This window comes from Streptomyces sp. AJS327 (assembly GCF_013450295.1).
Classification (GTDB): Bacteria; Actinomycetota; Actinomycetes; order Streptomycetales; family Streptomycetaceae; genus Streptomyces.
Genome location: NZ_SKBR01000002.1, coordinates 944321 through 961505 on the forward strand (window position 1 = coordinate 944321; position 17185 = coordinate 961505).

The window sequence follows — 17185 nt, forward strand, 5'->3', positions numbered from 1 at the left end:
GTAACGAACGCTGGGTCCAGCACGCCGGGGGCTCAGGCGGCCAAGGTTTCGCCGGTGAGTCCTTGGACGTACGCGCGGACCTGTGCGGGGTCGTAGCGCAGGTGCTTGCCGATGCGGAATCCGGGCGGGCCGGTGTGCTTCTTGCGCCAGGCGTAGACGGTCTCCAGCGGGACGCCGAACAGGTCCGCGATGTCGTCGGGGGTCAGGTATCGGTCGGGCAGTCCTGCTCGTAGCGCGGTGGTCGGGCCGGTGGAGTCGGATGCAATGAGGGGCACAGAATCGCTCCGTGGGTTGGTGGGGCAGCGCGCGGAGGCTGCGGCTGCGTGTCCGAGGTTGGGATTTCTGCGTCATCGCGTCATCTGCGTCATGTGGGTTGCTGAGCTGGGGTTTTGGGTGACGGGGGGTGTTGGGGTTCGTCATCGGGTGTGTCACTGGTGGGTGGTTGGGGGTGACGCGGGTGACGTGGCGTGACGCAGGGTGGGTCGTTCTGCGTCACCGCTGTTGTGGCAGGTGGCGACGGGTTTTCGGGTACCGGTGTCGCGGGTGACGCACGTTCCCCTCTCTTAGGAAAAGAAGGGGGCAGTGTTCTTGTCTGCGCGGTCAAAGAGGTTGGAGCGGTGCCGCTTCGCGACGCGACTTGACCAGGGCGGCGGAGCCGCCGAACAGCAAGAAGAGCACCCCCGGGCCTCGGCGGGCGGGTGCTCTTCTTGTCTTTGGCTGTCCTTCACGCGGTGGTCAGAACATCGGCGTGCGCGTGGTCTCTTCGGCCGCGCGGGCGCGGGTCATCTCCACGTACCGGGCGGTCTTGGTACGTCCCCAGTCGATGGCGACGCCGCGCGCCGCCAGGGTGGGCTGGAGGCGCTTGAGCCGGTCGGAGAGGACTTTGCCGGTGGTGGGCCAGCCTTTGGGCAGGGGCCGGAGGTCTTCGCCGAGGTAGGCGCGGGTGAGGCTGTGCTGCCACTCGGTGGAGGTCTTGCGCTGTGGCTCCCCCGGCTCCAGTCCGGCCGCGTACTGCAAGACGGTCTGCGCGAGGGGGTCGCCTTCGATCACGTCGTCGGTCAGGTCGTCCAGGCACGCCCGGTAGGCGGCTAGGGACCGTAGGCCGGTGGCGGCGTCGAGCTGGGCGCACAGGTGGGCGAAGTCCGCCATCCGCAGATCGGTGGGGGTCTCGGCCTCGGCGGCGCGGACCTTGACCGTCAGATCCAGCAGCGATCCGAGGATCGCGGGGAGGAGCGGCTCGTACTCCGCCCAGAGCTGGGCTTCGGTGCGGCGGACCGTGGGCCGCTCCAGCCGCAGAGGCAGGAGGCGCTCAGCGAGGTCGGGGCGGATGACGCCGACATCGATACCGGTCATCAGCAGGGGCCGTCGGTAGCGGGCGATGGACACGTCCCCGTCGGTGTACAGGGCCCGTTTGACGGTTTCGGCGCCGGTGACGATGCAGCACATCGCGTCGGACATGTCCGGGGTCAAGTAGGAGAGGTTGTCCAGGGCGGTGATCCACCCGGCGGCCACGGCCGCGATCAAGTGTTCCTCGTCTTTCGGGGCGCGGCGCAGGTCGCCGCTCATGCCCTCGATGATCCGGGTGAGCATCCGGCCCGCGGTCGACTTGCCCGCCCCCTGCGGCCCGGTGAGGAAGGGGGCCGGGACCGGCGAGCACGGGTTGAGGCAGCCGATCAGCCAGGCGATGACCAGGGACTCGATCTCGGCGCTGGCGAAGTTGCACAGGCCGAGGAGCTGGTCTATGCCTTTGCCCTCGGTGCCGGTCAGTGGGAGCGGCAGTTCGCCGGTGAGCTGGGTGCGGCGCCAGCGCACTTCCTTCGGGTCGGGCACCGTGATCTCCCATCCGCCGGGGTGGATGCGCACGGACTGTCCGTCGTTGCGGCCCAGGTCGAGCCAGGTCGCCCCGTCGGTGCCGGGGGCGACGCGGATGTGGACTCGCTGAACGTCCTGCTTCATCGCGAGTGCTTCGATCATGTCCAGTGCCTCCTTGAGAGCCGTGCCGCCGAAGGAGCCGTGTCCCGCCTCGAACAGGCCGACCATGAGTTCCTGCCGGTGACTGCCTGAGGTGCCCTGCGAGCGGATCGGCCGCGCGATAGGGCGGTCCTTTTGCTGGGCGTAGACGGTGCCGTCGGCGGTACGGAAGTACCGGAAGTGCTGCTGCGCGTAGTCGGTGATGACCTGCCGCGCCGGGGTCTTCTCGTCCTCGGACACGGCTCACATCCCCAGCGCGCCACGCGCGTTGGCCCACGCGTCGGTGCAGTGCCGGGGGCTCTCGCCCTTGGCCCGCGCGGCGGTGAACAGGCGGGTGATGTGGGTGTCGGTGAGGCAGCCGCACCGGCCGTGCCTGGAGAGCACCGCGAGGAACGTCGCGTAGACGGTGGCGTGCACCTGCTCGCTGGCCTCGGTGATCCGCTGCTCCGCCATGGCGATCCCGCGTTCCAGGAAGACGAGCGTGCGATGTGGGCACTCCCCGCCCCCGCCCCTGAATCCGGCGTCGGTCCGGGCGGGCAGGGTGACGGCTTGCGGTTTCCGGGCTGGGGTCCTCACGGCCAGCGCGCGGACGGTCTCCGGCAGGGCGGTCAGGGTGCCGGTGCCGGGGCCGAGCCACCGGGCATAGGACATGGTCGACTTGATGTCGACTCCGGTCCGGACCGCGTTCGCGGACGGCATCGCGCCCCGGTAGATCCAGTGCTGGCCGCGCGTGGTGGAGACGGTACGGGTGGTGGGGAGTGTGGCGCGGGCCCAGTCCACCGCGTCCGGGGTATCGAGATCCACGACCGTCAGCCCGGCGCCGCCGGGGTGATAGGCGACCGCGACCGCCTGACGCCACGCCTCGCGCCACGCTGCGGAGGTGATCAGGGTGGTGTTGGTGGTGGCGGCGGCCCAGCCGTGGCAGGGGTCCGGACACCGGCAGGTGCCCGGGTCCCGCATGTTCGGGCGTCCGCCGCACGCGTTCGCGGCGCACGCACGGCAGTTGGGCACGGGGCGTTTCCCGCGACTGAGGGGAAGCACGGGAACCCCGGTGGCGGCCAGGCGGCGCGCGGTGGTGGCCAGGGGGACGGAGTCAGGCATCCTGGAAGCTCCAGTTCAGTTCACTGGGGAGTTCTGCTGGGAAGGGGCGGCCCCGCCTCGCGCCAACGAATCGCGGGGCCGCCCCTGGGTGTTCAGGTAGTGGTGGGGGTCAGTGGCGGGTGCACCAGCTCGGGCGGGGGGTCTCGGTCGCGGTCATCCGAAGTGCCCCCGTCCGCCGCAGGTTTCCGCACGCGCGCCAGGTCTCGCGGCGCACGCCGTCTTCCACTTCGACCTCGGTGTGGCCGCCGGAGCCGCCGCAAGCGCTACAGGTGGTCATCCCTCGCTCCCCTCGGTCGGCTGGGGGTGGGGCAGGCTGATATCGGTGTCGCGGCCCAGCCCGTCTTCGATCAACTCGTGCGGATCGGGGGTCACTTCGTCCCCCCGTTCCCGGACTGGTCCTGGTCGTCGTTCTCCGAGCGGGTCCACCACCCGGAGTTCGGGTCGTAGTCGCTGGCGTAGGGCGAGTCGCTGGTGCCTTGTTCGTCGCGGATGGGCATCTGGGGCCATGGCATGCTGGGGTCTCCGTCTTTCGGGATGGAGCCGGGGCGACCGCGACTTGGTGGAAGGGGTCGTCCCGGCGTTGATGGGGCCGGGAGCCGGTGTCCGGCTCCCGGCCCGCCCCGGGCGCGGTGGCGCCCCCGGGGTGGACCGGCAGCCGTCAGCCGAGCCAGCGGGCGATCAGCAGGGCGGTGCCGCCCAGCGCCATGCCCAGGAGCATGCGGCGGGCGGGGAGGGACAGTCCGGTCTCGGGCCACAGCTCCTCCCCGTCGTCGGGGATCAGTCCGTCGTGGGCTGCCGCGCGGTGCCGCTGGGCCAGTTCCTCGGCGGCGGCGCGGGTCGTGCGGGGGGAGGTCAGTTCGCACCGCTGGCAGCGGTAGCGCCAGGTCATCTCGAAAGCCCTTTCTCGGGTAGGTAGATAGGTAGGTAGGGCCCAGGTAGGGCGCGGGTAGGGCGCGGAGTGACCTGCGGTTTCTACCTGGCTACCCCCACCCGCGGGTGGGGGTCGTCCTCGGGGGGAGGGGAGGCCGCGGCCGGGCCCGTGGCGCCGCCCGGCGGAGGGGGTGGGGTGGGGGGTTTGGTGAGCGCGGTGGGTGGGGTCGGGGCGGGCCCGGTGGGGCCCTCCCCGACCGGGGTGGGGAGGTCGCGTACCCGCACCCCCACTCGCACCCGCTGCCGACCGGCCGCGTCCCGGATTTTGAACTCCCCCTCGGGGATGCCCCAGTCGGCCAACGCGGCGCGCAGATCGTCGCGGTCCCAGCCGGTCAGCTCGCCGGAAGTGAGGAGGTCGGCGTGGTGGGCGCCTTGCTGGTCATCGGCCACCCGCCGGATCAGCTCGATCACCTGATCCCGGGTCACCTCCGGCCCCGCCTCCACCCCGGCCTCCGAGGCCTCCGGGGTGTCGGCGTGGGGGGTGGGGGAGGGGAGGGGGTTCCCGGTCTCGGTCGGGGTCTGGTCGCTTCCCTCGTCCCCGTCGTCGTCGGCGGTGGTCGCCGGTTTGGTCTGGGGGGCCAGGATCAGCGCGCCGACCACCCAGCCGCCGGTCACCAGCGGCATCACCACCGCCGAGTACGTCTGCGCGAGGTGCGCACCGACCAGGGCGCCCAGGGCGACGCCTCCGGCGCGCTGGGCGGCCAGCCGCCAATCCTCAGCGGTGATCCACTGCCACCCCAGCCGAACCAGGCGACCGCTCCCCCTGCACAGTGCCGCCGCGAGTTGCCTGTTGGGCAGCGCGTCTCGAATCCGGAACCCGCCCTCGCTCTCGCTCTCGGGTTCGGGTTTGGTGGGCTGGGCCTCCGTCGTCTCGGTGATCGGTGAGGGCGGCATCAGGTGAGTACCGTGTTCAGGCCGTGGGCGACGGTGGTGGACAGCACCGCCCAGATGCCGCCCGCCGCCGCGAAGATGGAGGCTGCGGCGATCCCGGCCAGCGCGGCCGTGCGCGGCTTCAGCTTCACCCCGTAGATCACGATCACCAGCACGAGCGCGACGGCGCCCATGCCGACGTTTCCCACCCCGGCGCCCTTGACGGCTTGGGCCAGGCCGAGGCTGACGCTCTCAGCCGTGGACCACACGGACGCTGCCGCCCCGTAGAGCACCCCCGCGATGAAACCGGCGATGGCCGCCTGGTCCGCGTCGAGCTTGAGTTTGTGCTTGCCTTTGATTCCGGTGATCAGGAAGACGGTGATGGCCAGGGCGGCGCCCCCGGCGCCGAGCGTGCCGAGCACCTGCCCGCCCTGAATCCCCGCCGCTGTCTCAGCCGCAGTCATGATCATCTCTAATGGTGTCCCTTCAGGAGAGTCCGGTGCCGGGCGCGTACAGGAGCAGAGCGAGAACACAAGTCGCGTAGGGGATGTGGCACACCCACGCCAGGGGCGGCCACCAGCCCCGGGTGCGGCGGTCGACCGCCATCGCGGTCACCGCGCACAGCCCGGTACCGACGATCAGCGCGGCCCCCACAGAGGCGTCGGCGCCGCAATCGGCCAGCAGCCCGTGCACGGCCGGGCCGAGGCCGCACCACCAGCCGACCCCGGCCGCCGGGCCGGAGTAGAGAAGCCACCGGGCCCGGACCAGCACCACCGGACCCGTCTTGCCCGTCTTGCCCTTCTTGCCCTTCGTCTTCTTGGCCCCGGGCCCCGCCTTCTTCTCGCCCCGGCTGCCGTCCTCGCTCTCGGCTCCGCCCTCGTCCTCTCCGTCGTCTCCGGCGGCCTGGTCCTTGTCCCCGGCGGCCTTCTTCTCGTGGTCTTCGTCGGTCTCCTCTCCTTCGTCCTCCTCGTCCTCCTCGTCTTCGTCCTGGTCGGTGTCGTCGTCTTGGTCCCGGCCCGTCCACCACCACTTCCGTATCCGCTCCGCTGGAGACTCCTCAGCGGGCGCGGGTGCGGGTTGGGTGTCCGTCGTGGCGGTGTCCCCGGCCGCCGGGTCGTAGAGCCGGTCCCACCACCCGGTGCCCTCGGTCACGGGCGTGGGCATCACGCCCACCCCCCACGCGCAGCCGGAGCCGGACGGACGCCCAGCAGCGCGTGCAGTCGGGCGCGCGCCCGTAGTTCGTCATCGCCCGGGGCGGCGGTGTGCACCTCGTGCGGCCACCAACCCGGCCCGGGCCCGGGCCCGGGCCGGGCCCTGTCGTAGCCCGGAGGCAGGGGCAGCACCAGCACCGTCTGTTCATGCGGCTCGTGGGTGATCTCGGTCACGGTTCCTCCTGCTGACACGCCGGAGGGCGGCGACCAACCGGCCGCCGCCCTCCGGGGGCTTGATCGCTTCTGCCCCTCAAGCCGCTACTGGCTCGGTCGGGGTGAGGGTGGCCGAGCGCTCGGCGCTCGGCTGGTGCTCGGTGGGGCGCTCGGCGCGCTCGGCAACCTGCTCGGCGCGCTCGGTGAGTTGTGCGGCACGTGCCGCGCGGAAGTCCCTGATCCAGTTGCGGGCGTTGCTGGGGGCGACGCCGTAGCGGGCGGCGAGGTCGGCGGAGGTCAGCTCGTCCTGTCCGGCGGAGGTGTCCAGGCGGTGGTAGTAGTCCTCCCACCCGGCCTGCTTGGCCTCCGACTGGAACAGGGGTCCGGCCCCGGCCAGGGCGGCGGGGTCGTGGTCGCCGGCGTGCTGGGCCAACTCGCCCAGCAGCCGGTCTCGCACCACCTGAGCCTCAACGGTCTGGCTGGTGACCTGCGCCAACGCGTGCTGCGCGTCTCGGGCCTCGCGCTGTGCCTGGCGGGCGGCGCCTTCCAGCTCGGTGATCGCCCCGCGCAGCCGCTCGGCCTCCCCCTCCAAGTCCCGCACGGTCTGGCGGGCCTGGCGGGCGGCTGTGCTCTCAGCGGCCTGCGCATGCTGCTGAGCATCAGCCGAGCGCTGCCGAGCACGCTCGGCTTCCTGCCGAGCGCTTGCCGAGCGCTGCCGAGCGGCCTCGGCTTCCTCCTCCGCGGCGGCGGCGTCCTGCCGAGCACGCTCCTGCCGCTCCCGGATCTCATCGAGCGCGGCCTGGGCGACCGCCAGCTCGTCAGCCGAGCGCTGCCGAGCGCGTTCGGCTTCCTGCCGAGCGTCCTCCGAGCGCTGCCGAGCGGCCTCAGCCCGGTCAGCTCGGGAGGCGGCCGCATCAGCGGCGGCCGCGTCGGTGACCGACAACTCCTCGACCATCTCCATCACCGCCCGGGTGCTGCGGTAGTCGAGCCGGGCGACCTCATCAGCACGTACCAGCACGGCCAGACGCCGGGCCAGGGCCAGGGACTGACCGCGATCAGTCGCGACATCAGCGCGATCCAACGCGGACTGCGCGCGGCGGCGCAGCGCGCGCACCCGCCGTGGGCGGACCCCGGCCGCCAGCGCCAGCCGCAGCCGGTAGAGCCGCACAGCGGCCCGCTGCACCAACGCCGCCCGCGCCAACCCCGAGGACGAGGCATGCGCGTTCAGGCCGAGGGCGGCGAAGATGCCCGACCACGCCCGCTGCCACAACAGCAACACAAGCCGCATCGGCCCCGGCCGCCGCCCCGCCTCGTCCTCCTCCTGGCCGGGCCGGTTGGTGCCGAGCTTGGAACGCAGCTGAAGCTCGATCAGCCACGTCGCCAACGCCGGAATCGCCGCGAGGACGGGCCTGCTCCACCAGTTCGGGGCGTGGATCGCGTTCATCAACATCGAGAAGGCGACCAGCGTCCAGGCGGTGCGGTGCATCAACCGCAGCTCCGCCGTCCACCCGACCTTCGGGTCGGCGGCGCGGTAGAGCATGACCAGCAGCACCATCTCCGCCGCGTCGAACACCCCAATGAACGCGGTCGCCAACAGCGGGTTCAGTCCGGCGGTGTCGGTGGCGAAGCCCCACAGACCGTGGACGGAGACGGCGACGCCACCCAGGGCCACGACGGCCTGGGCGCCGATCCCTCGCGTCCAGCCGCCCACCGCCGCCCGGCACCGCACCACCACCCACGCCACGGTGGCCAGCACCACGGCCACCGCCATGGCGCCGAGCACCGTCAGCAGCCACCCCGGCGCCCCCTCCACCACAGCCGACGCCCCGGCAGACAGCCCCGTCACTGGGCACCGCCCAGCGCCATCGGGCAGATCCGCCAAGCCACCTCGGCCGCCGGTGACAGCGGCTCGCCCGGGGTGTGTGGAGTCCAGCCGCTGTGCGGGGGCCCCTCGGCCTCGGCCGCCGCCTCCGCCGACTCCACCGTGGCGTGCAGACTGTGCAGGCGACCCCGCTGATACAGAACGAAGACATGCGGCACCTTCCGTGCCTGGCGGCGGGCCTGCCGCAGCAGAGCCCGCAGCGCAACCTGATCCTCGTGAGTCAACAGTGGCTGGGCCCGCGCCTCATCACGCTCGGCCTCCACCACCGCCAGCCGCGCGGCGAGATCCTCCCGATCAGCCTCGGCCTGCCGGATCTCGGCAACCAGCTCCTCGACCTCAGCCTCGCGAAGGGCATGGTGCTCGCGTACCTCAACCGTTCGCTCCCGCTCCGTGGCGGCAGCGGCCTCGATCGCCCGCAAGCGGCGGGTAGTCACCATCCGGATCACGAGCCATCCTCCTTTGAGAGCGTGTGACGTGCGATTTCCTGATCCCGGCCAGGGGCGGGCAGGAAGCGGCAGTGGTAGAGGTGGACCCGCACCCCGGACACGGTGGTCTCGGCGGTGGTGTGTTCGGCCCGCTCGCCCCACGGTTGGGCCACTTCTCTCGTGCGGATGGGCACCCGGCGCAGCAGACCGCCGCGTAGCCGTCCGGCCCAGGCCCGCACTGTGGCCGGGTTGGGCAGGTGCAGGTGGACTTCAGCGGCCTCTCCCGGCCGCCGCAGGTGCACCCCAGCCACGGGAAGGTCCTCGTGGTCAGCCAGCAAGGCCCGGGCCACATCAGCGGCCCAGGCCATGTCCGCCTCGGCGGCGGCGATCTGACCCATGAGGTCACGAGGCAGACACTCGCTCACGCCGCCTCACCCCCAAGCACCGACTCGGCACTCCGGCGGGTCGCGGCGGTGCGGGCCTCCAGCACGCGGCGGTGCGCGCGCCGCAGACGCCGATCGGCCCACGCCGTGCGCGGCGTATCGAGCAGGCTGATCTGGGTGTCCAGCAGCTCAACCTCCGCCGCGATCACAGGCATCTCCGCCTCGATCGCGTCCAGGTCGGCTGCGGTGGGCTCCGGGGCGCTCGCAGCGGCGTCCAGCGCGGCGAGCACATGCAAAGACAAGATCTTCACCAGGTTCTCCAGGTGGGAATGCCGGTGGGGCGCGACGAACGAGTCGCGCCCCACCGGCGGATGAGTTGGGCCAGGCCCCGGCGCGGTGGTCGCGCCGGGCCCTCGGGTAGGCGGGGAAGGGTCAGCCCCGGTAGGCCAGGTGGGAGAGCGCGGCATGTGCCGGTCGCACCGCGCGGTCCAGGCGCTCGGCGGTGTAGGCCGCGTCGATCAGCGCGCTGATGATGGTGGCCATGTCCTCCGGCAGGGCGTCACGGTCCGACCGCAGACGGCCCGCCTCCTGCTGGCGCTGCAGCACCAGCCCGAGGGCCGAGAGCGCCTGGGGCAGGCGGGAGGCCAGCGTGGCCAGGTCCCCGACCACGGCATACGCCTCATCAGGACGCACAACCGACGGGGATACAGCCAAAGCGTGGTTCAGTGCGCGGATGGCCTCCGCCGCCGCAGCCGCGCACTGCGGCGCCGTCAAGTCCGGGGCCGGGTGTGAAGAGGTAGTCATGCGGAACTCCCAGACGGGGGTAGAACGCGGGGGCGGCGCGCTGGCGCCGCCCCCGCGAGGGAAAGAGGAAGTGACGGGTCACGTGGTGTGACCAGCCACGTGAGTGCGGCGACCGGCCCCGCTACAGCGACCCTCCCGGGGTCCGCTGCGGCAGCGGCGGCAGCTCCTGCCGGTCCTCCGGCGCCCGCTCGTGCTCCGGCTCCGGCTCGCCAGCGGCCATCACCGACCACCACCTTGCTGGAGCGCTTCCGCCAGACGCCGAGCCGACTCCTCGGCCGCGACCCGGTCCGCCTCCGCCCGCTGGCGAGCCGCCTCCATCTCCGCGAGCTGCCGCTGACGGACCGCCTCCAGATCCTCAGTCATCGGGCCGCCTTCATGCCGCTGATGCGGGTAGCGAGCTGCCGAACGGTGACCGGAACATGAGGACTGCTGACCGGGCCGAGCGCGACCGCCAGCGCGCGTCGAGCGGGCGGCAGGTCGGTGCCGTGCTGGCGGCGGGCGATCCGGGCGAAGAAGTCGATCGGGCTCAGGACCCGATCACCCTGCCCCGCCGTGATCGCGGCGGCCAACTGCTGCTGAGCGGTGGCTAACACCTTGCTCGCGGACTGATCCTCCGCGTGGCGTGGGATAGTGACGTGCACAGGAGACTCCATTCCTGTCCAGCGACCCCCAGGGAGGCCCCCCTGGGGGTCGCGCTTGCGTGAAGTCGGTGCCCCGGCTCCCCTCGCCCCGCCCGTACGAGACAGGCGGAGGAGGCAACCGGCCCGCAGATGACGCGGGTTCTCCGGATGCGGATTGGGCGACCAGTGGTGCTCGGTGACCCGACGCGGCGGGGCGCGGCCCAAAGCGCTGGTCACACGCTTCAGGCGCCCTCGATATGTCGATTACGCATGAACTCGCCTTCAGGTTCAGACCAGACACATGGGATGCACTGCAAAGGGGGCTCATGTCCCCCACTCTCCGGCCGTTGCTCGCGGTCACCGGGCCACCTCGCCAGTACGGGTACGAACCCTGTTCTGCCTGGCCTTTAGCGGGATTGCAGCGTCCCCGCCCTGCGTCACAGTCCTAGGACTGCTTGCGACTGACACGACCATGCACTGCCAGTCCTAGGACTGTCAACAGTCCTGGGACTGTGTTTCACTGGACGGGTCGAGAGGAGTGCTGCATGAAGCCGAAGTGGCGAGAGCTGGCGGAAAAGTTCGAGGAGGAGATCAGGACCGGTGAGCGCGCACCGGGCTCACCGATGCCCGAGATCAGGGACCTAGTAGAGAAGGGAGAGCGCTCGAAGGAGACCGTCCACAAGGCGTACAAGGCGCTAGAAGCACAGGGCCTCGTGACCTCATCGCGCGGTCGCGGCACGGTCGTGCGAGAGCACGTGCCCCTCAAGCGGCTCGGTATCGCGCGATACGACAAGGCGAAGTGGCGCGACGGCGACGAAGTCGCGTTCATCGCGGACCGGGTGGCATCGGGCCGGTCGTACCTCCGTGGCGAGCAGACGCAGACCGTCAGCGAGGTGGAGGCTCCCCCGTTGGTGGCCAGGGCCCACGGGATCCCGGAAGGCGCCCGAGTTTACGCTCGGGCCCGCCTCGTGAAGGAGGGCGACCAGCCAACCCACAGCCTGACCAGCTACTACAGGCCGGAGCACGTGGAGGGCACCCGCCTCGTTGACCCGGGCCCGGGCCCCGCCGGCAAGGGTGGCGGTTTCCGCGTTCTCTACGACGCGGGGTACGAAATCGACCACATGACGGAGGAGCTGCGCGCCCGGGTGCCCAGCGCGGAAGAGATCCAGCTTTTGCAGCTCCACCCGGGGGAGTGGGTAGTGGAGCTGCACCGGACCACGTGCACTGCGGACGGCACAGTGGTGGAGTTCGCGATCGGCGTTCACGCGGCCACACGGTTCTCGTGGTCGTATGACTTCAAGGTTCCCGACTCCGCCCAGGAGTGAAGGAGAAGCAGTGATCTCGGCACAGGCGTGGGAAGACGCTCAGATCATCTGGGACTTTCACCAGATGCACCACGAACCGCGGGCGTGCTCGGTCGCGGTCGGCCTGGGCAGCCACGACCTGGGCGTGGCAGACGCGACGGTCGACCTGTACGAGCGGGGCCTGGTCCCGCTCGTCCTCTTCACGGGCTCGACGAGCCCCACGACACGCGAGCGGATGCCACGCGGGGAGGCCGTCCACTACCGCGACCGGGCCCTTGAGCTGGGCGTCCCGGACTCCGCCGTCCTCGTCGAGCCGAACGCGCGCAACACGGGCGAGAACATCCGCTTCAGTCGGACCGTACTCGAAGAGCAGGGCGTCGACGTGACGTCGGTGCTGCTGGTCAGCAAGCCCTACGAGGAGCGACGCGCGTACGCCACGGCCCGCAAGCTGTGGCCCAACGTCGAGATCGTGAGCGCGTCCACACCGATGACGCTCGCGGATTATGTCGACTCGATCGGAGACGCACGACTGGTGATTGACATGTTGGTCGGCGCGCTTCAGCGGTTGCTGATCTACCCCGAGCAGGGGTTCATGGTCGCGGTGCCGGTTCCTGACGACGTGATGGCGGCGTACGACCGACTACGCGGCGCGGGCTTCACCAGCCGCCTCGTGGCACATTCTCCGTAGGATCACCACATCGGGGGCACTCGCACTCGGGCCAAATACTGGAGTGCATCGGCCCCCGATCAGGAGGCACGGTGAAGACGGTGACGGGGCCGCGCTTCAGGGTTCGCGAGTCCACCGTGTAGATCTTGAATGTGAGTCCCGGATGGCGGGGTGCTTCACCTGCGCGGCCGGTCGAGCTGGGATTGTTCACGGGGCAGCTCCTCGGGCTGGGGTCCACCCTCGAAGTCGGTGATACGGCTGTCGGGGCTTCTTCTCGCCAAAGACCGTATTGCACCGTGCTACCCCATGCCAGGCATGCTGCGGATCGCACGCAGATGGAGCCAGTGGCAGCGTGGCTGCGTGATCGAATTCGAGCCCGACCGGCCGCGCTGGCAACAGGTTGCCGACGTGATCCGCCAGCGGATCGAGAACGGCACGTACCCACCGCGTACCCGCGTTCCTTCCGTGGTCGCCATGCTCAATGAGTTCGGCATCGCCACTTCGACCGGTCAGAAGGTTCACCGCGCGCTGCGCGAAGAAGGGCTCATCTACACCGAGCCCGGCATGGGCAGCTTCGTTGCAAAGCGCTGAGCGCGGTGTGCGTCGCGCGCTGCTGCGTGCCTACGTGCGCCCCTGAGCGCTGCCGAGGTGAACCGGGAGTGGGGGAGGTCGCGGCTGGGCCGTCTCTGGGCCGTCGGAGGGGGACCACCGATCACCAACGACTGCCCACAACCACCACTTCGACGGCGCGCGACACTCGTGTACCGGCGAACGAGGCTGGCGGCTCAGACGGGGGGTCACAGCCTGATCACGTGATGGCATCGGGAAGCGCCGGGCGGACTGAGGGGCCTCCCGGCCGTGCCATCATCGACCATCGCTGGAGCCGTGAAGCCAGAGTTGGGAGGGCGGGTGGCGATGGAGGCCGGCCCTCGTGACAACGGAGAGCCGCCGGCGGAGGACGTCAGGGAGCCGGTGGAGGCGCGGTCGCTGGACGGCGCCTCATCCAGGATCCCCGAACCGACCGAGGCGGAACGGTTTACCCCCGATGCGGCTCCCGCCGCCGCGGCGGAGCCCGGTGCTCCGGCCGGCGCGGAGAGTGCCGACCACGGTCTCGCCCGTCCTCCTCGGGACTCCGCTCCGGAGCCCGCCCCACCGTCGGGCACCCTCGGCCTGGCCGTCCCCGACGTGGACGACGACCCCGCGGAGCTGAACCTCGACGGCGACCCGGACGAACCGGCCGAGGAACCCCAGGAACTGCGCCCGCAGCGGAAGCTGCGGCTGTGGCAGCTCGCCCCGATCGTGGCGCTGGGCGCGCTCGGCTCGCTGATGTTCGCCTTCCCCCTGGCCTTCGAGCCCAGCGGAGGCTCCGGCGCGGTCGTCGCCATGCTGGGGCTGCTGTTCTGCGGCTGCGCCTCGGGCTGGGGGGTGCTCGCCGCCCGGCGGGTCGGCCACACCTGGCCCGGGCTGCCCTCCCGGGGCTCGGGGCAGCGCCCGGACTGGCGCCTGGTCACGCTGTACGCGGTCCTGGTCGGCACCGTCGTCCTGCTGGCGATCTGGCGGGTGGCCCGGCTGCACTAGCGGGCGCGCCCCGGTGCCAGAGGGCGGTCCCGCGGGGCGTGCGGCACTCGGCGCGCGCCGCCTGACCTCCGGCGTTTCCCGTACGATCGTCGGTGTGAAGAGTGCGCAGGCCGTGCCGTTCCTCAAGGGACACGGCACGGAGAACGACTTCGTGATCATCCCCGACCCGCAGGGCGCGATCGACCTCTCCCCGGCGGCCGTGGCCCGGCTGTGCGACCGCCGGGCGGGCCTCGGCGGGGACGGGCTGCTGCGCGTGGTACGCAGCGCGGCGCACCCCGAGGCGCGCGCGATGGCCGACGAGGCCGAGTGGTTCATGGACTACCGCAACGCCGACGGCTCGGTGGCCGAGATGTGCGGCAACGGCGTGCGGGTGTTCGCCCGCTACCTGGAGCGCGCGGGGCTGGCCGAGCCCGGCGATCTCGCCGTCGCCACCCGGGCCGGTGTGCGCCGCGTCCACCTGGACAAGGAGGGCGGGGGCGTCACCGTCGAGATGGGCCGCGCGGAGCTGCCCGAGCCCGGCGAGGTCCGGGTCCGGGCGGCGGGCGGCGACTGGCCCGCGCGCCGGGTCGGCATGGGCAATCCGCACGCCGTCGCCTTCGTGGACGACCTCGCCCAAGCGGGCCCCCTGCTGGACGCACCGGCGGTCGAGCCCGCCTCGGCCTACCCGGACGGCGTCAACGTGGAGTTCGTGGTCCGGCGCGGGCCCGGTCATGTGGCGCTGCGGGTACACGAGCGTGGCTCGGGCGAGACCCGGTCCTGCGGTACCGGCGCCTGTGCCGTGATGGTCGCGGCCGCCCGGCGGGACGGCCTGGACCCGGCGGTGCTCCGGCGCCCCGTCACCTACACCGTCGACGTGCCGGGCGGGCGGTTGGTGATCACCGAGGGGGTGGACGGCGCCGTGGAGATGACCGGTCCGGCGGTGATCGTCGCGGAGGGGACGCTCGACTCGGCCTGGATAGGCACTTTTTGACGAACCGTCCGCTAAACGTCGCACGATGGAGTGATCCGTTTCACGGTCTCCGAGACCGGCGGAGAAGAGGGCGCCGGGGTCTGTAGCATCGGGCTCCCGGGGCCGGGGGAGTTCCACGAGCGGGAGGTGCCCATGAGCGCGGTGCGCAGTCTGCGGAAGCTCGGCAGGGCCGCGATGCTCGGGGCGGCGCCTCGCGGGGGGCGCGCGCTGCCGGACGCCATCGAACACGTCGCCAAGGTGCATCGCGCCCACCATCCGCGGGCCGATCTGGACATCCTGCGCCGGGCCTATCTGTTCGCGGAGTCCTCCCACCGGGGCCAGTGGCGCAAGAGCGGCGACCCCTACATCACGCATCCACTGGCCGTCACCCTGCTCCTCGCCCAACTCGGCGCCGAGACGACCACGCTCACCGCCTCGCTGCTGCACGACACCGTGGAGGACACCGACGCCACCCTGGAGCGGGTCCGCGAGGACTTCGGCGCCGAGGTGGCGCACCTGGTCGACGGGGTGACCAAGCTGGAGAAGGTCGACTACGGCGCCGCGGCCGAGCCGGAGACCTTCCGCAAGATGCTCGTCGCCACCGGCAGCGACGTGCGGGTCATGTCGATCAAGCTCGCGGACCGGCTGCACAACATGCGCACCCTGGGCGTGATGCGGCCCGAGAAGCAGGCACGCATCGCCAAGATCACCAGAGACGTGCTGATCCCGCTGGCCGAGCGGCTCGGCGTGCAGGCGCTCAAGTCCGAGCTGGAGGACCTGGTCTTCGGAGTGCTCCACCCCGAGGAGTACGAGCGGACCCGGCAGCTGGTCCGCGAGCACCACGCCGGTGCCGACCCGCTGACCGAGGTGGCCGACGCCGTCCGGGAGGTACTCCGTGAGGCGGGCATCGCCGCGCGCGTGCTGATCCGCCCGCGCCACACCGTCTCCGTACACCGCCTGCACCTCAAACGCGGTGAGCTGGGCCCCTGCGACTTCGGGCGGCTGCTGATCCTGGTGGAGGAGGACGCCGACTGCTACGCCGTCCTCGGCGAGCTGCACACCTGCTTCACCCCGCTGATCTCCGAGTTCAAGGACTTCATCGCGGCGCCGAAGTTCAACCTGTACCAGTCGCTGCACACCGCCTTCGCCGATCCGGCGGGCCGGGTGGCCGAGGTACTGGTACGCACCCACCAGATGCACCGGGTGGCCGAGGCGGGAGTGGTGGCGCTCGGCGATCCGCACGAGGGCGTGGCCGATCCGGAGGGCGACGAGGGGGAGCGCGCCGACCCCACCCGCCCGGGCTGGCTCTCCCGCCTCCTGGAGTGGCAGAGCCACGCGCCGGACACCGACACCTTCTGGACCGAGCTGCGCGACGAACTGGCCCAGGACCGCGAGATCACCGTGTACTGGGCGGCGCCCGGTGGAGGCGGGCCCGCCGGTGGCGCCCTGCCGCTCCCCGCCGGGGCCAGCTGTGTGGACGCGGCCTACGCCGGTCTGGGCGAGACGGGCCACCGCTGCATCGGAGTGCGGGTCAACGGCCGTCTCACCTCACTCAGCACCGTCCTGCGGGACGGCGACGCGGTGCAGCTCTTCCTGGAGCCCGCGACCAGCGCCGAGCCGTCCGGCCCGTCCCCGGAGTGGCTGGAGCACGCCCGCACCCCCGCCGCGCGGATCGCCATCCGGCAGTGGCTCGCCACGCACGGCGAGCGGCCGCCCGCCGACGTCGGCGGGGAGGACTTCGCCCCAACCGGCCCGAAGCCGCCCGAGTCCCGGCACCCGGCCGGCCGGGGCACGGACTACGGGGAGGCGGCTGAGGACACCACCGACGACACCGCCGTGCCCCTCGTCCCCGACCGCCCCGGCGCGCCCGTCCGGCTCGCCCGGTGCTGCGCTCCCGTACCGCACGACAGCGTCACCGGTTTCGCGGTGCGGGGCGGCGCCGTCACCGTGCACCGCGACGGCTGCCAGACGGTGGCGCGGATGACCGGATCCGGCCGCTCCGCCGTGCCGGTGCGCTGGCGGAAGGGCGCCGCGGGCTGCCGGGTCACCCTGCGGGCCGAGGCGTTCGGCCGCCCGCACCTGCTGGCCGATCTGACGGAGACCATCGCGGCCAAGGGCGCCGCCGTGGTGGCCGCCGACGTGGAGCCGCCCCGCGAGCAGCGCGTCCGGCACACCTACACCCTGCACCTCCCGGACGCCGCCGGGCTGCCCGAGTTGATGCGGGCCATGCGCGGGGTGCCGGGGGTCTACGACGTGACCCGCGCGGCGCGCCGTCACCCGGCGCACTGACCCCGGCCGACTGCCGCGCGGCCCGGCCCCGTCCGGGTGCCCCACCTC

At 72.0% G+C, this 17185-nt stretch carries 22 protein-coding genes; 6 read left to right on the top strand and 16 right to left on the bottom strand.

The genetic code is table 11. The features are described 5' to 3' along the window. Nucleotides 1-32 precede the first annotated feature (32 nt). The 16 genes from E0L36_RS13770 to E0L36_RS13845 form a co-directional block, all read right to left on the bottom strand. Nucleotides 33-266 carry a helix-turn-helix domain-containing protein gene (locus E0L36_RS13770; protein ID WP_180929986.1) on the bottom strand — a complete coding sequence of 78 codons (234 nt, stop codon included), beginning with the start codon at nt 264-266 and terminating at the stop codon, nt 33-35. Between the two features lie 469 nt (nt 267-735). Continuing rightward, entirely contained in the window at nt 736-2211 is a 1476-nt protein-coding gene (locus E0L36_RS13775; RefSeq protein ID WP_180929315.1) for an ATP-binding protein, read from the bottom strand. A gap of 3 nt (nt 2212-2214) precedes the next feature. Then, a complete protein-coding gene (locus E0L36_RS13780) occupies nt 2215-3072 on the bottom strand; it encodes a bifunctional DNA primase/polymerase (protein ID WP_180929316.1) in 858 nt (285 codons plus the stop codon). A 368-nt stretch (nt 3073-3440) separates the two neighbouring features. After that, nucleotides 3441-3584, bottom strand: coding sequence for a hypothetical protein (locus E0L36_RS13785; protein ID WP_180929317.1), 144 nt, complete (start codon nt 3582-3584; stop codon nt 3441-3443). Between the two features lie 146 nt (nt 3585-3730). Further along, complete coding sequence (locus E0L36_RS13790; protein WP_180929318.1) at nt 3731-3961, bottom strand: hypothetical protein; 231 nt, start codon at nt 3959-3961, stop codon at nt 3731-3733. Between the two features lie 83 nt (nt 3962-4044). Beyond that, complete coding sequence (locus E0L36_RS13795) at nt 4045-4896, bottom strand: hypothetical protein (protein WP_180929319.1); 852 nt, start codon at nt 4894-4896, stop codon at nt 4045-4047. Further along, nucleotides 4896-5336: a hypothetical protein gene (locus E0L36_RS13800; protein ID WP_180929320.1), complete on the bottom strand. Its 441-nt coding sequence runs from the start codon at nt 5334-5336 to the stop codon at nt 4896-4898. The genes E0L36_RS13795 and E0L36_RS13800 overlap by 1 nt, the downstream gene beginning before the upstream one ends. A 22-nt stretch (nt 5337-5358) precedes the next feature. After that, nucleotides 5359-6036, bottom strand: coding sequence for a hypothetical protein (locus E0L36_RS13805; protein ID WP_180929321.1), 678 nt, complete (start codon nt 6034-6036; stop codon nt 5359-5361). Further along, nucleotides 6036-6257: a hypothetical protein gene (locus E0L36_RS13810; protein WP_180929322.1), complete on the bottom strand. Its 222-nt coding sequence runs from the start codon at nt 6255-6257 to the stop codon at nt 6036-6038. Before E0L36_RS13810 ends, E0L36_RS13805 begins: the two co-directional genes overlap by 1 nt. A gap of 76 nt (nt 6258-6333) precedes the next feature. Further along, nucleotides 6334-8082 carry a hypothetical protein gene (locus tag E0L36_RS13815; protein ID WP_180929323.1) on the bottom strand — a complete coding sequence of 583 codons (1749 nt, stop codon included), beginning with the start codon at nt 8080-8082 and terminating at the stop codon, nt 6334-6336. Then, the gene (locus tag E0L36_RS13820) at nt 8079-8555 is read right to left on the bottom strand and encodes a hypothetical protein (RefSeq protein WP_180929987.1); all 477 of its coding nucleotides are present in this window, start codon (nt 8553-8555) and stop codon (nt 8079-8081) included. The genes E0L36_RS13815 and E0L36_RS13820 overlap by 4 nt, the downstream gene beginning before the upstream one ends. Before the next feature lie 5 nt (nt 8556-8560). Next, nucleotides 8561-8968, bottom strand: a complete 408-nt coding sequence (locus E0L36_RS13825) for a hypothetical protein (RefSeq protein ID WP_180929324.1) — start codon at nt 8966-8968, stop codon at nt 8561-8563. Next, a complete protein-coding gene (locus tag E0L36_RS27670) occupies nt 8965-9237 on the bottom strand; it encodes a DUF6284 family protein (RefSeq protein WP_374705533.1) in 273 nt (90 codons plus the stop codon). The genes E0L36_RS13825 and E0L36_RS27670 overlap by 4 nt, the downstream gene beginning before the upstream one ends. A 121-nt stretch (nt 9238-9358) precedes the next feature. Further along, nucleotides 9359-9730: a hypothetical protein gene (locus E0L36_RS13835; protein ID WP_180929325.1), complete on the bottom strand. Its 372-nt coding sequence runs from the start codon at nt 9728-9730 to the stop codon at nt 9359-9361. A gap of 219 nt (nt 9731-9949) precedes the next feature. Continuing rightward, on the bottom strand, nt 9950-10093 hold the full coding sequence (locus E0L36_RS13840; protein ID WP_180929326.1) for a hypothetical protein: 144 nt from the start codon (nt 10091-10093) through the stop codon (nt 9950-9952). Beyond that, nucleotides 10090-10371 (bottom strand): hypothetical protein, encoded by a 282-nt coding sequence (locus E0L36_RS13845; protein ID WP_180929327.1) that lies wholly within the window; start codon nt 10369-10371, stop codon nt 10090-10092. The genes E0L36_RS13840 and E0L36_RS13845 overlap by 4 nt, the downstream gene beginning before the upstream one ends. Before the next feature lie 524 nt (nt 10372-10895). Here E0L36_RS13845 and E0L36_RS13850 point away from each other — a divergent pair. From E0L36_RS13850 to E0L36_RS13875, 6 genes are all read left to right on the top strand, one after another. Continuing rightward, nucleotides 10896-11675, top strand: a complete 780-nt coding sequence (locus tag E0L36_RS13850; RefSeq protein ID WP_180929328.1) for a GntR family transcriptional regulator — start codon at nt 10896-10898, stop codon at nt 11673-11675. Between the two features lie 10 nt (nt 11676-11685). Then, on the top strand, nt 11686-12342 hold the full coding sequence (locus E0L36_RS13855) for a YdcF family protein (protein WP_180929329.1): 657 nt from the start codon (nt 11686-11688) through the stop codon (nt 12340-12342). Nucleotides 12343-12627: 285 nt separating this feature from the next. Next, complete coding sequence (locus tag E0L36_RS13860) at nt 12628-12912, top strand: GntR family transcriptional regulator (protein WP_258016163.1); 285 nt, start codon at nt 12628-12630, stop codon at nt 12910-12912. 417 nt (nt 12913-13329) lie between these two features. Further along, nucleotides 13330-13899 (top strand): hypothetical protein, encoded by a 570-nt coding sequence (locus E0L36_RS13865; protein WP_374705547.1) that lies wholly within the window; start codon nt 13330-13332, stop codon nt 13897-13899. A 94-nt stretch (nt 13900-13993) separates the two neighbouring features. Beyond that, nucleotides 13994-14869 carry a diaminopimelate epimerase gene (dapF, locus tag E0L36_RS13870; protein ID WP_180929330.1) on the top strand — a complete coding sequence of 292 codons (876 nt, stop codon included), beginning with the start codon at nt 13994-13996 and terminating at the stop codon, nt 14867-14869. 132 nt (nt 14870-15001) lie between these two features. Next, nucleotides 15002-17137: a bifunctional (p)ppGpp synthetase/guanosine-3',5'-bis(diphosphate) 3'-pyrophosphohydrolase gene (locus E0L36_RS13875; RefSeq protein WP_180929990.1), complete on the top strand. Its 2136-nt coding sequence runs from the start codon at nt 15002-15004 to the stop codon at nt 17135-17137. Nucleotides 17138-17185 lie beyond the last annotated feature (48 nt).

What these genes read in the sequence shown, in the direction of transcription:
- E0L36_RS13805 (WP_180929321.1), bottom strand. Translation starts at nt 6,036, where the DNA reads ATGCCCACGCCCGTGACCGAGGGCACCGGGTGGTGGGACCGGCTCTAC.
- E0L36_RS13850 (WP_180929328.1), top strand. Translation starts at nt 10,896, where the DNA reads ATGAAGCCGAAGTGGCGAGAGCTGGCGGAAAAGTTCGAGGAGGAGATC.
- E0L36_RS13840 (WP_180929326.1), bottom strand. Translation starts at nt 10,093, where the DNA reads ATGACTGAGGATCTGGAGGCGGTCCGTCAGCGGCAGCTCGCGGAGATG.
- E0L36_RS13875 (WP_180929990.1), top strand. Translation starts at nt 15,002, where the DNA reads ATGAGCGCGGTGCGCAGTCTGCGGAAGCTCGGCAGGGCCGCGATGCTC.
- E0L36_RS13835 (WP_180929325.1), bottom strand. Translation starts at nt 9,730, where the DNA reads ATGACTACCTCTTCACACCCGGCCCCGGACTTGACGGCGCCGCAGTGC.
- E0L36_RS13800 (WP_180929320.1), bottom strand. Translation starts at nt 5,336, where the DNA reads ATGACTGCGGCTGAGACAGCGGCGGGGATTCAGGGCGGGCAGGTGCTC.
- E0L36_RS13795 (WP_180929319.1), bottom strand. Translation starts at nt 4,896, where the DNA reads ATGCCGCCCTCACCGATCACCGAGACGACGGAGGCCCAGCCCACCAAA.
- E0L36_RS13780 (WP_180929316.1), bottom strand. Translation starts at nt 3,072, where the DNA reads ATGCCTGACTCCGTCCCCCTGGCCACCACCGCGCGCCGCCTGGCCGCC.
- E0L36_RS13860 (WP_258016163.1), top strand. Translation starts at nt 12,628, where the DNA reads ATGCCAGGCATGCTGCGGATCGCACGCAGATGGAGCCAGTGGCAGCGT.
- E0L36_RS13785 (WP_180929317.1), bottom strand. Translation starts at nt 3,584, where the DNA reads ATGCCATGGCCCCAGATGCCCATCCGCGACGAACAAGGCACCAGCGAC.
- E0L36_RS13790 (WP_180929318.1), bottom strand. Translation starts at nt 3,961, where the DNA reads ATGACCTGGCGCTACCGCTGCCAGCGGTGCGAACTGACCTCCCCCCGC.
- E0L36_RS13820 (WP_180929987.1), bottom strand. Translation starts at nt 8,555, where the DNA reads ATGGTGACTACCCGCCGCTTGCGGGCGATCGAGGCCGCTGCCGCCACG.